This window comes from Rhizobium sp. GW821-FHT14E12 (assembly GCF_058803745.1).
Genome location: NZ_JBXAPH010000002.1, coordinates 289,776 through 301,969 on the forward strand (window position 1 = coordinate 289,776; position 12,194 = coordinate 301,969).

14 protein-coding genes are annotated in these 12,194 nt (G+C 60.6%); 11 read left to right on the forward strand and 3 right to left on the reverse strand.

All coding sequences use genetic code 11. The features are described from left to right. Positions 1-10 precede the first annotated feature (10 nt). Entirely contained in the window at positions 11-676 is a 666-nt protein-coding gene (locus tag AC1RO0_RS09550) for a GntR family transcriptional regulator (protein ID WP_498592658.1), read from the forward strand. A gap of 89 nt (positions 677-765) precedes the next feature. On the opposite strand, the gene AC1RO0_RS09555 is transcribed toward AC1RO0_RS09550, so the two are convergent. Continuing rightward, entirely contained in the window at positions 766-1,797 is a 1,032-nt protein-coding gene (locus tag AC1RO0_RS09555) for an aldo/keto reductase (protein WP_498592659.1), read from the reverse strand. Between the two features lie 224 nt (positions 1,798-2,021). Then, on the reverse strand, positions 2,022-2,726 hold the full coding sequence (locus tag AC1RO0_RS09560) for a GntR family transcriptional regulator (RefSeq protein ID WP_498592660.1): 705 nt from the start codon (positions 2,724-2,726) through the stop codon (positions 2,022-2,024). A gap of 150 nt (positions 2,727-2,876) precedes the next feature. Here AC1RO0_RS09560 and uxuA point away from each other — a divergent pair, with 150 nt between their 5' ends. The 10 genes from uxuA to AC1RO0_RS09610 all read left to right on the forward strand — a co-directional run bounded on the left by uxuA (position 2,877) and on the right by AC1RO0_RS09610 (position 11,650). Next, complete coding sequence (gene uxuA, locus AC1RO0_RS09565) at positions 2,877-4,076, forward strand: mannonate dehydratase (RefSeq protein ID WP_498592661.1); 1,200 nt, start codon at positions 2,877-2,879, stop codon at positions 4,074-4,076. Then, positions 4,073-5,479, forward strand: coding sequence for a mannitol dehydrogenase family protein (locus AC1RO0_RS09570; RefSeq protein WP_498593358.1), 1,407 nt, complete (start codon positions 4,073-4,075; stop codon positions 5,477-5,479). The genes uxuA and AC1RO0_RS09570 overlap by 4 nt, the downstream gene beginning before the upstream one ends. A 134-nt stretch (positions 5,480-5,613) precedes the next feature. Beyond that, a complete protein-coding gene (locus tag AC1RO0_RS09575; RefSeq protein ID WP_498592662.1) occupies positions 5,614-6,636 on the forward strand; it encodes a Zn-dependent oxidoreductase in 1,023 nt (340 codons plus the stop codon). A gap of 59 nt (positions 6,637-6,695) precedes the next feature. Next, positions 6,696-7,505 (forward strand): transporter substrate-binding domain-containing protein, encoded by an 810-nt coding sequence (locus AC1RO0_RS09580; RefSeq protein WP_498592663.1) that lies wholly within the window; start codon positions 6,696-6,698, stop codon positions 7,503-7,505. A 60-nt stretch (positions 7,506-7,565) separates the two neighbouring features. Then, positions 7,566-8,240, forward strand: a complete 675-nt coding sequence (locus AC1RO0_RS09585; RefSeq protein WP_498592664.1) for an amino acid ABC transporter permease — start codon at positions 7,566-7,568, stop codon at positions 8,238-8,240. Beyond that, positions 8,237-8,914, forward strand: coding sequence for an amino acid ABC transporter permease (locus tag AC1RO0_RS09590; protein WP_498592665.1), 678 nt, complete (start codon positions 8,237-8,239; stop codon positions 8,912-8,914). The genes AC1RO0_RS09585 and AC1RO0_RS09590 overlap by 4 nt, the downstream gene beginning before the upstream one ends. Next, positions 8,911-9,660, forward strand: a complete 750-nt coding sequence (locus tag AC1RO0_RS09595) for an amino acid ABC transporter ATP-binding protein (RefSeq protein ID WP_153367748.1) — start codon at positions 8,911-8,913, stop codon at positions 9,658-9,660. The genes AC1RO0_RS09590 and AC1RO0_RS09595 overlap by 4 nt, the downstream gene beginning before the upstream one ends. A gap of 4 nt (positions 9,661-9,664) precedes the next feature. Further along, on the forward strand, positions 9,665-10,342 hold the full coding sequence (locus tag AC1RO0_RS09600; RefSeq protein WP_183689475.1) for a GntR family transcriptional regulator: 678 nt from the start codon (positions 9,665-9,667) through the stop codon (positions 10,340-10,342). A gap of 85 nt (positions 10,343-10,427) precedes the next feature. Continuing rightward, on the forward strand, positions 10,428-10,970 hold the full coding sequence (gene recX, locus AC1RO0_RS09605; protein ID WP_183689474.1) for a recombination regulator RecX: 543 nt from the start codon (positions 10,428-10,430) through the stop codon (positions 10,968-10,970). A gap of 131 nt (positions 10,971-11,101) precedes the next feature. Beyond that, entirely contained in the window at positions 11,102-11,650 is a 549-nt protein-coding gene (locus AC1RO0_RS09610) for a DUF922 domain-containing Zn-dependent protease (protein WP_498593359.1), read from the forward strand. Between the two features lie 73 nt (positions 11,651-11,723). Here AC1RO0_RS09610 and AC1RO0_RS09615 read toward each other — a convergent pair whose 3' ends face one another. Beyond that, positions 11,724-12,143, reverse strand: a complete 420-nt coding sequence (locus tag AC1RO0_RS09615; RefSeq protein WP_498592666.1) for a GlcG/HbpS family heme-binding protein — start codon at positions 12,141-12,143, stop codon at positions 11,724-11,726. Positions 12,144-12,194: the final 51 nt, after the last annotated feature.

Genomic DNA, 12,194 nt, shown 5'->3' on the forward strand with positions numbered 1-12,194 from the left:
GGGAGTCGCGATGAACGATGTCGAATTGAAGAGCGACGTGGCGGATATCGAAGGTGAGATGTCCCGCGATGTTACCGATCAGATTCTTCAGGATATTCTCGGCGGATTGCTTCCTCCCGGCACCTGGCTCAAGCAGATCGATCTCGAACGGCGCTATGGATGCACCAGGCCCGAAGTACGCCGCGCACTGGACAGGCTGGCGCAGAAGCGACTTGTCGAGCATGTGCCCAACCGGGGCTATCACGTCTATGAGCAGGATGGTCGACGTGCAGTGGAAGTCAGCGATATCCGTGTAATTCTGGAGACGGCGATCGCCGGCCAGATCGTTGCGAATGCATCTCGCGAGAGCATTTTGAAATTGCGCGCACTTGCCAAGCGCTTCGACGAGATGGTCCTCCTCGGCACCATGCTCGAGCTCTATGAAGCCAATCTCGCATTTCATCGCGAATTGCTGACGCTTGGCGGCAACAAGGAATTGGTCGATCTCGTCGCGGAAATCCGGCAGCGCACCTCTTCAGCGCCGGTCTCGCAATGGCGCACCCGCGCCCGCGTCGATCAATCCGGCCGGGAGCATCATCTGATGATCGATGCTATCGAGAAGGGTGACGTTGAAGAGTTGAAGCGACTGACGGAGCTTCATATCCGTCAGTCCTGGGGTTTGGCCGCTTCGAGTTGAAAAGTATCACCGTAAATTGGAGATACTTCCCCGTGTCTACAGGCGGCTAGCGGCGGAAGGGCGATAGCCGACCACCGCCAGGTTCTGTCTTATCGGCCGCCTTCGATCTTGCGGTGACGCTGGTTGATGCCGCCCGTGCCGTAGGGATATTCTGCCGGATGTGGCGCGCTGATCTCGTTCAGCCTGTCCATTTCGGCTTCCGACAGCGCCAATTTCGACGCGCCGAGATTGTCGGCGAGCTGTTCCGGCGTGCGGGCGCCGAGGATGACGGAGGTCACGGCCGGCCGCGCCGCCGTCCAGGCCAGTGCCACCTGCGCCATGCTGACGCCGCGTGCCTTGGCGATCTCCTCGACTGCGCTGATGATCGCCCAGGTGCGATCCTGCGCATTGCGCGCCGCATAGGATTCGCTGCCGCGATTGGGGTTTTCGCCGAGACGGGTGGCGCCGGTCGGTGTGTTATCGCGCTTGTATTTTCCGGTCAGCCATCCGCCGCCGAGCGGCGACCATGGCAGCAGGCCCATGCCCGCATCTTGGCAGGCCCCAACGATTTCGAGCTCGATATCGCGAACGAGCAGATTGTACTGCGGTTGCAGTGTGACCGGCCGCGTATAACCGCGCGACTTGGCGATTTCGACGGCCTTGGCGATGTGCCAGCCGACATAGTTGGAGAAGCCGTAATAGCCGATCTTGCCAGCGGAAACGGCATCGTCGAGAAAGCGCAGCGTCTCTTCGATCGGGGTCAGAGCATCCCAGGCATGCATTTGGTAGAGGTCGATATGCTCGACGTCGAGGCGACGCAGCGAGTCGTTCAATGCCTGATTGAGATGCCGGCGTGACAGGCCGATATCGTTCGGGCCGTTGCCCATCGGAAAGCGCCCCTTGGTGGCGATGACGGCCTGCCGTGCCTCGTTGGGCCGGGCCTTCAGCCAGCGTCCGATGATCTCCTCCGACTTGCCGGCGCTGTAGACATCGGCGGTGTCGATGAAGTTGCCGCCCCAGGCGAAATAATCGTCCAGCAATCTGTGGGATGCCGCTTCGTCTGCCTCTGCGCCGAAGGTCATGGTGCCAAGGCAATAGGCGGTGACGACGGCCCCGCTGGGGCCGAGCTTGCGATAATCCATTCCTGCCTCCTCTGATGGAGCGCCCGCATCCGATCCACAAAACGGTCGGCAGAGCCGGAGCTCCGTGATCTATAGCGATGTCGTGCTTGAGACGGCCTCCGCCGTCGAATGATGTACGGCGCTCAACGCCTCCGCGTGAGGGCCGTACGGCAACCATAGCCAATCATGTGCCCTCGACCAAGCGGATTTCGCGCTCGGACGGTGTCGTTTTGTCGCGCCATCGATCAATCAAAGAAGATCTCGGGCCTCCGTGCCAACAGCTTATCAATGGTGCGGAAGACCTGCTGAAGATGCTTGGTCATATGCTTCTTCGCTGCCGCCGAGTTGCCGGATTCAATTGCCGTAACTATCGCCAGATGCTGCTCGTAGAGTTCGGCCAGATGGCCGGGCTCCGGCAGGCTCAGAACACGAACACGGTCGAGCTGACCTTTGACGTTCTGGATGACTTTCCACGCCCGCGTCAGATTGACGGATGCCGACAGGATGAAATGGAAATTCTCGTCCTCCGCCAGGAAGCCGTCGGGATCGCCATTGCCGATCGCACGCTTCTGTCGCGCCAGGCTCTCTTGCAGGCGGTAAATGACCGTGGGGTCGGATATTTCGGCGACGCGCGCGACGACGGAAACCTCCAGCGCCTCGCGAATGAACTGCGCTTCCAGAACTTCCGCAACACGGATCGGCGCGACGAATGTGCCGCGCTGGGGGAAGATATCGACCAGACCATCCTCGGAGAGCTTGATCAGCGCTTCGCGAACCGGCGTGCGGCTGACGCCGAGCATGAGGGCCAGCTCCTTCTCGCTCAAGGCCTGCTTGGGCGTAAGGCGGAGATCGAGGATCGACTGGCGAATGCTGCCGTAGATCTGCGGCGCCATCGGCAGCTTCGGATCGATCGCAAGCAGGGTTGTCGATTGTTTTTCGGTCTGGGCCAAGACTGTTCTCCGGTACGGGCAGAGCGCTTCTATCACATGTGCACGGATATGCTCAGACCCTGCTGAATTGACATATTACCATGGTAGTGTATTTGAATCGAGAGCGAATATCGCCGGATCTGGTGGCGTTGGTTTTCAAAGGAAGTCGGGATGAGACATACGTGGAGATGGTTTGGGCCGATCGACAAGGTCAGCGTCAAGGACGCGGTTCAGGCCGGTGCGGACGGTATCGTCAGCTCTCTCCATCATATCCCGACCGGTGTCGCCTGGCCGCTGGAGGAAATCCGCAAGCGGCAGGAAGAGGTCCGCCAAGGTGGACTGGAGTGGGAGCTGGTCGAAAGCATTCCAATCTCCGAAAGCATCAAGACCATGTCCGGCGACTGGAAAGCGCATGTAACGGCCTGGGTAGAGACGCTGCACCGCCTGGCTGAAGCCGGGATCTCGACCGTCTGCTACAATTTCATGCCCGTGCTCGACTGGACCCGTACGGATCTGCACTGGGCGACGCCGAGCGGCGCCAGGGCCATGCGCTTCGATCTCGTCGATTTCATTGCCTTCGATCTGCATCTCCTGCAGCGGCCGGATGCGGCAGCCGATTATTCTCCGGAATTGGTCGAGGCAGCCGCGCGGCGCTTTGCCGAGATGCCGGAGGAACGGCGTCCTGTTCTTTCCCGCAGCATCGGCGCAGGCCTTCCAGGACAGGCGGAAGCCTACACGCTGGCGGAGCTGCGCACCGAGCTTGCGCGTTACGGCGCGATCGATGCCGAGCGCCTTCGTGGCCATCTGGTCGATTTCCTGTCCGAGGTGGTGCCGGTTGCCGAAAAGCTGGGCATGCGGCTTTGCGCCCATGGAGACGATCCGCCGTGGCCGCTTCTCGGCCTGCCGCGCATCCTTTCGACCGAGGCGGACTACACCCACATATTGAAGGCGGTCGACAGCTCCGCCAACGGCGTCACCTTCTGTACGGGGTCGCTCGGTGCGCGCGGGGACAATGATCTCCCGGCAATGATCTCGCGACTGGCTTCGCGCATTCACTTCGTCCATCTGCGCAATGTTCGCCGCGAGACGACATCGCAGCCCGGTTCCTTCTTCGAGGACGAACATCTCGAGGGAAATGCCGATATGGTCGCGGTGATTGCCGCGATCGTTTCCGAGGAGCGACGGCGCAGGGCCGAGGGACGCGCAGATCATACGATCTTCATGCGGCCCGACCACGGACAGGAAATTCTGGACGACGTGGCACGCGGCGCGCAGCCGGGTTACCCTGCAATCGGCCGGTTGAAGGGGCTTGCGGAGTTGCGCGGCATCGAGCGGGCCTTGTCTCATCCCGAATATGGATTGACCCGCTGATGGAACGCTTGAGCGCCCGGACACAACTGCATGATCTGATTGAATCTCCCGCCTACGATAGGCAGGCGCTGAATCGGGGGATCGTTCACATTGGTCTCGGCGCTTTCCACCGCGCGCACCAGGCAGTCTACACCGATACCGCGCTGGCGCATACATTTGGAAACTGGGGCATTGTCGGTGTCAGCCTGCGCTCGACGGAGATTGCCCAGGATATGCGGGCACAGGATTGCCTTTATAGTGTCGTTGCGCGCGATCGCTCCGGCGATGGCGCCCGGGTGGTCGGCTCGATCGTCGAGGCACTTGCGGCCAACGAAAATGGAGAAGCGGTTCTCGCACGGCTTGCCGATCCGGCGATCCATATCGTCACCCTGACCGTCAGCGAGAAAGCCTATGGCATCGACCCCGTGAATGGTGGACTCGACCATGCCCATCCTGCAATCGCCAACGATCTGAAATCGCCGACCCGCCCGACAGGTGTCATCGGTTACCTGACGGAAGGGCTTGCTCGCCGGAAAGCTGCTGGTCTGCCACCCTTCACCGTGCTGTGCTGCGATAACCTGCCGAGCAATGGCCGCATCGTCCGGCGTCTTGTGACCGAGATGGCAGCGGCGAGGGACGCTGACCTGGCGGAATGGATATCGGAGACCGTGTCCTTCCCGTGCAGCATGGTGGACCGCATCGTCCCGGCTGCGACAGCGGAAACGCGCGCTAGAGCCGAAAAGCTGGTGGGCGTGGAAGACAGGCTGTCGATCGAGGCCGAAACCTTCTCGCAGTGGGTGATCGAGGATGATTTCGTAGGCCATCGCCCCGCGTGGGAAGCGGGCGGCGCGCTCTTCGTTGAGAATGTAGAGCCCTATGAGAAGATGAAGCTGCGGCTGCTGAACGGTTCGCACTCGCTGATCGCCTATCTCGGGCAGTTGCAGAAGCTTGAATTCGTCCGCGACGTCATGGCCGTGCCGGAGAATGTCGCGCTTGTCCGGCGGCACATGCAGGCGGCGGTTCGAACCCTCGATCCTGTGCCGGGCATCGATCTCGCTTATTATATGGATCAGCTGGTGGAGCGTTTCGCCAATCCGGCTATCGCGCACCGCACGCAGCAGATCGCCATGGATGGTTCCCAAAAATTGCCGCAGCGCCTCTTCCAGCCTGCTGTCGATGCTCTTTCTTCAGGCGACGATGCCGCAGAATTCGCTTTCGCGACAGCGGTTTGGATCGCGTATCTCAAGCAGGCCGAGACCGTCGACGATCCGCGCGCCAGGGAGCTGCAGAAAGCTACGGCAGACGCAGCGTCCGCGGACGAAACGGCCTCCTTCTTCGCCATAGCGGGACTTTTCCCCGGTGAGCTTCAAGCAAGCAGGGCCTGGAGAAATCAGGTCAACTCCTTGCTGAAGTCCTTTCAATGACGACGAACCTGCCGGTCGATCGTTCCGCGTAAAATTGATCTTGCACCTTCCTGTATTCTTGGATACAAGTATGCAAGCTTCACTTTGGTCGCCTCTTTTGGAGGCGGCGCCGTTGGTTGGGGCAGGGAGGATACATGGTTGCGATAGCAGTGCGCGCGCCTCATCGGCTGGCGCTGGAGGATGATAATTCGTCTGTCGAATTGGCGCCGGGCGAAGTGTCGATCCGGGTTGTCAGGGCCGGTATCTGTGGGTCCGACATGCATATCCTGCACGGTTCGAACCCTTTCGTCGTCTATCCCCGCATCATCGGTCATGAGTTTGCCGGCATAGTGGAGGCGATCGGCGCTGGCGTTTCGCGTCTGGCGATCGGCGACCGCGTGGTTGCCGATCCGGTCATCTCCTGCGGAAAATGTCATCCCTGCCGCATCGGCCGCTCGAATGTCTGTGCCAATCTGCAGGTGATCGGCGTGCATCGCGACGGTGGCTTCCGGTCGGTCGCCGTGATGCCGGAGGAGAATGCGGTAAAGGTTTCGCCTGCTCTCGGATTGGATATTGCCGCCCTTGCCGAGCCGCTGGCGGTTGCTGCCAACGTGTTGTCGCGCACCGGCTGCGGCCCGGAGGATGTGGTCTTGATTTATGGCGCGGGCACCGTCGGTTTGACCGTGCTGCAGGTCGCCAGGATGAAGGGCGCGCGCTGCATCGTCGCCGACATTGATAATCAGCGTCTCGAGCGTGCCCGCGAATTCGGCGCCGACGTCGCATTCAATTCGCTGGAGACGTCCGTTGCGAACATGGTCGCCGGCGAACTGGATGGGCTCGGTCCCTCGGTGGTTATCGATGGCGCCGGCATCCCCGCGCTGCTGGAGGAGGCCTGCCGTGTGGCGGCGCCAGCCGGCAGGATCGGGCTGCTCGGGTTTTCGTCTGCCCCTTGCAACGTCAGCCAGCAAGAAATCGTCCGCAAGGAACTCAGCCTCGTCGGCTCCCGCCTCAATCGCCGCTTCATTCCGGAAGTGGTCGGCTGGTTGGAAAGCGGCGCCCTCAAGCCGGCTGCCATGATCACGCAGACCTTTGCCGCCGCCGATGCCGCGGCTGCCTTTGACCTTATCGAACGGCACCCAGAGAAGACACTCAAAGTCCAACTCGCCTTCGACGCATGACCGTCACCGTATTCGTGTGGCGGAAGCATTCATTCTTGTTACCTTGGGAGGGTATATCCATGTTCTTGAAACGCGCATTTCTCGGTCTAATCGGCGGTCTTGCCATCGCCGCATCCGTCTCCATGCCGGCTTCCGCCGAATCCGGCGGCGTTCTTCAGTCGGTTCTGTCCAACGGCAAGCTTCGCATTGCCGTGCTCGGCAGCCTGCCGCCCTATGCGACGGTCGGCGCCGATGGCGTGCCGGTTGGCTATGACATCGACATCGCGAAAAAGCTGGCGGCGGCCCTGAAGGTCGAGCCGGAATTCGTCGTCACCGACATTCCGAGCCGTGTGACCTCGCTACAGACCGGCAAGGTCGACGTGACGATCGCCGATTTCACCCGCAACGTCGAGCGCTCGACATCGGTTGCCTTTTCCAACCCCTATGTCGTGACCAACATGCGGCTGCTGGTACCGGAAAGCGCGCCCTACAAGACGATCGAAGAGGCCAATGCCGCCAAGATCCGCGTCGCCATTTCGCGCGGCGGTACGGCGGAGCGCGCTGTGCCGGCCCATCTGCCCAACGCCCAGATCGTCCGCTTTAATACGCAGGCCGATGAACTCAGCGCTCTTTTGTCCGGGCAGGTCGATGCCATGGCGGAAGACGATTTCTACAATCGCAAGGCCATCAGCGACAACCAGGGTAAGCTTCGCCAGGTCGATGGATCACTTGCGCGCGCCGAGATCGCCATCGGCGTCCCGGCGGGCGACGCTGATTGGCTGCGGGTCGTCAACCTGTTCGTCGACCAGTTCAACGCTTCCGGCGACAACAAGGCGCTGTTTAACAAGTGGTTCGGCTTCGATCAGCCGTCGCTACAGGCGCAATACTGATCCCGCTGGGGCGGCTTCGGCCGCTCCACCACCCGGCGACGAGATCAGGCGGAGAGGACCATGCATTATACGCTCCAGTTTCGCAGCATTCGCGAATATCTGCCGCTGCTCTGGGATGCCGCCTACACGACGCTATACCTGTCGATTCTGGCGATCATTCTCAGCGTCATCATTGGCTGCGGACTGGCGATCATGCGCCGGAGCCAGAGCCGGCTAACGCGCTTTGTGGCGGTCGCCTATATCGAGGTCATGCGGAATACGCCGCTTCTCGTCATTCTCTACATCGTCTATTTCGCGCTTCCCGCCATGGGGTTGCGCTTCTCCTCCTTCGCGGCTGCCCTGATCGGACTGACGCTGAACAGCGCCGGCTATATGGCCGAGATCATCCGCGCCGGGCTCGTTGCCATCGCCCACGGTCAGTTCGAAGCGGCACGGGCGCAAGGGTTCAACCCTGTGCAGACCTACCGGCATATCATCCTGCCGCAGGTCTTTCGGGTCATCTACGCACCGCTTGGCAATCAGGTGATCGCGGTCATCCTTGCGTCGTCGCTCGCTTCGGCGGTTGCCGTCGAGGATGTGGCCTCGTGGATGCAGACGGTCGGTTCCACCTCCTTCCGCTTCTTCGAGACCTTCTTGGTGGCGGCGGCTGTCTATCTGGTTCTCTGCCAGACGGTAAACCTCATTCGCCTTGCGATCGGCTGGATGCTTTTCAGGGATAATGGTGCGCACCGATGAACCACGATCTGTTTTCCTATCTGCCATTGTTCCTGAAGGCGGCTGCACTGACGATCTGGCTGTCGTGGCTGGCGCTGATGATTGGTGCCGTCGCCGGTGGCCTCGTGGCGCTGGCGCGAACATCCCGCTGGCTGTCGTTGAGAATACTCGCGCTGATCTTCGTTGAATTCTTCCGGTCCATCCCGATCCTGATCGTGCTGTTCTTCGCCTATTTCGGGTTGCCGGTGATGTTCGGTCTGGATATCTCGACCTTCACCGCAGCGACCCTTGCATTGGCGCTTCATGCAACGGCCACGATGTCGGAGGTCATGCGCGCCGGGATCGAAAGCGTCGGGCGCGGTCAATGGGAAGCGGCGCAATCGTCCGGCATGACCTTTGGCCAGACGATGCGGCACGTTGTCGGGCCGCAGGCGCTACGGGTCGTGTTGCCGCCTTCGGTCGGCGTCTATGTCACGACGCTGAAGGAATCCTCACTTGCCTCGATCATCGGCTATGTCGAATTGACCAAAACGGGTCTTCTGGTGCGCGAAAGTACCGGCGGAGGCTTCGCGCCACTATTGATGCTCGGCGTCCTTTATTTCCTCATCAACTATGGAATTTCGTTGGCGGGAGGCGTGCTTGAGCGGCGCTACAACGTCGGAACGAAGCCCTTGCTCGCGGGAGGCGGACAATGACACAGGCAGTCCTGGAATTTGACGGCGTGGTGAAGCGGTTCGGAAAGCGCACCATTCTCGACGGTATTTCGATGCAGGTGCAGACGGGCGAAATCGTCTGCTTCATCGGCCCTTCCGGCACGGGAAAATCGACGCTGCTGCGTTGCGTCAACGGGCTTGAAGATATCCAGGGCGGGGAGCTCCGCTTCGAAGGCAAGCCGGTGCTCGCGCATGAGCGCGGGGCGATAACGGCTGTTCGTCGCCGCATCGGCATGATCTTCCAGCACTTCAATCTCTATCCGCACCTGACGGCTCTGGAGAATGTCGTGCTCGCCTCGGTCGTCGTGCACAAGCAGGATCGAAAGACGGTCGAGGCCCGGGCAAAAGCGCTGTTTGAGCGGGTGCGTCTGTCCCACCGGATGAATGCCTACCCGGCGCAGATGTCGGGCGGTGAGCAGCAGCGCGTGGCGATCGCGCGGGCGCTTTGCGCCGAGCCGCACATCCTGCTCTTCGATGAGCCGACCTCGGCACTCGATCCGGAAACCGTGGGCGAAGTGCTTGGCGTCATGCGTGATCTTGCTCGCGAGGGGCGCACAATGCTAGTCGTCACGCATGAAATTCGCTTCGCCGCCGATGTCGGCACGCGAATGATCTTCATGGACGAAGGCAAGATCGTGGAAGACCGGGAGCCTCGCGCGCTGATCGCCAATCCAGGCAGCGAACGGGCGCGGCGCTTCCTCAGCACCATCACAGCAGAGGCGCATTGAACCGATGACCGTATCCCCAATCCGCCCCCGCATGAGCATTAAGGACCTCTACGACGTTCTCTATATGCGGATTCTGACCGGTGAGCTCAGACCGGGCGCGGCGATTTCGGAAACGAAGATTGCCGACGAGGTAGGGTTGAGCCGGACGCCCGTTCGGCAAGTGTTTCAAAGGCTTGCCGATGCAGGCTTTCTGGTGGTTGTGCCGCAAGTGGGCACCTATGTCGCGCCCATTGAGATCAGTGCGGTTCGTGATGCGCAGTTTGTGCGCGAAATGCTGGAATGCAGCGCCGTTGCCGAGGCCGCCACATCGTCCGTTACAGACAAGGAATCCCGGCTGCATCGGTTTCTGGAAGATCAGCGCCGGCTGATCGGCAAGGGCGACCATATCGGCTTTTTTCTGTCGGACGAGGCGATGCACCGCGCACTGATGGAAATCGCCGGACATCCCCATGTCTGGGGTATGATCGCCTCGGCAAAGGTTTCGCTCGACCGTCTTCGCTATCTTTCACTCGAGCGTATCGATTGGCTGGAGATGATCTTTCGCCAGCATGAGGATCTGGTCAATCGCGTGGTCGCGGGCGATCCCGAAGGCGCCACCAAGGTGATGCAGGCGCATCTGCGCACCGCCTTTGCCGCTATCGAGCGCATCGCCGCCGAGAATGCGGATTTCTTCGCGGAATAGCGGCGCATTGCGCAAGTGGAGAGCGTGACGTAACAATCGCGGACTCCGAATCTTCGCCTCATCGATCCGCGAATATCTCTCAGCCATGGACGAAACTCCGATACCAACACCCCGAATGCTGTCCTGGGCACGCAACTCGACGATCTATCGTCTTGAACGCAAGATGATGACCGAAAAGCAATTGTTCGACGCGATCACCAAAAAGGCGAAGCAGAAGTTCGAAGACATCAGCGACGAGCAGATCAAGGCCGTCGCGGATTATGCGGTCAAGTTTGCCTACGACCAGAATGCGCTCAACGATGTCACCTATGCCGAGATCAGCACGCGCTCGGCCGTGCGCTCCGGCAAATCGAAGAAGGCCATTGCCTTCAAGCTTTCCTCGAAGGGGATAGACAGCGAAACGGTCATTGCGGCGCTGGATGGAGCGGACGATGCGCGCGCAGCGGTCATCTTTGCGCGAAAGCGCGGCTTCGGGCCATTCCGTCGCGGCGATCTCGATGAGAAGCGGAAGGCGAAGGAATTGTCGGCCTTCGCTCGCAACGGATTCAGTTTCGGGATCGGCAAGACGGTTTTCGATATGAGCCGGGAGGACGCGGAGGAATTCCTGAGCTCCTCGACTACCTCTTGAGTGCGGTCGATCATTGAACGCGAAGCTCATGACGGTTAAGTTCACCGTCGTAAGGTATTGGCTCGGTGGGGATTTTCGTGAGGACAAGCGTTCGACTTTGTGTACTGACGATCAGCTTTTCTTCGTTTCCAATGGTCGCACAGGCGGAATGGCAAGCGGTTGAAAAGGTGCAGACCTATGCCATCGCGGGTAAATCCGGCGCGGAACTCTACGAATCGATCGGCGAACGTGGCCCATTCCTCGGCGGTAAGACGAGGGCAATTGCCCATACCGATTTCAAGCTGACCTGGACGCGGAAATACGAGCCTCAGCCGGACGGCGCTTGCATGATCACTGTCAACATACCGAAGCTGATCATCACCTACACATTGCCGAAACCCTCCGCGCAGTTGATTGGTGCGACCCGCAGGAGCTGGCAGCACTTCATTGCCGGCGTCGAAGCGCATGAGCGTGTGCATGGTGGGTTCATCAAGGACATGGTCAAGGAAATCGAAGCGATGAGCGTCGGTTTCTCCGTGCCCAATGACCCGAAATGCAGCACGATCCGGGTAGAGCTGACGAAGCGGCTTGGTGAGATTTCCAAAAGCGAGCGGCAGCGAAACAGCGACTTCGACAAGGTCGAGTTCAGCGACGGCGGCAATCTCCAGCAGCTTGTGTTGAAACTGGTGAGAGAGCAGTAGAAGCCGTCGCCGCTATGGATACGGTAGCGCCTGCGCTGGACGCCCAACGCAGGCTCCGGTGAAGAGGCGCGTTTTAAACCGCATCCGCTCCGATAGCGGCAAGGGCGGCGCGAGCGACTTCGAAATCCTGATCCCCGGTGCCGGACCCCACACCAATGGCGCCGGCAAACCGGCTACCGAAGCGGATGGGCAAGCCGCCGGGCAGATGCGTAACGCCGCCCTGCGAAGCGATGCCGGCGGCCGTGCCGAATTCGAAGGACATGGTGCCGGTCGGCGCGTTGCTCGATGCAGCCGTCCGGGCCTTGGCGCGCGCCGTATGCATGCTCAGATACTTCGCGCCGTCCATCCGGATGCTGGTGATGGTCTCGCCGCTTGCGTCGACGATGAAGATGCATTGCGGAACGCCGATTTTCTCGGCATGTGCAATCGCGGCCGCAAGCGCCTGCACCGCGCCGGAGTGAGATAGGGTCAAAGTTTCGCGTATGACGGACATGGACTGGTCGCTCCTGTAATAACAAATGCTTATTGCGCGCTAAATTGATCC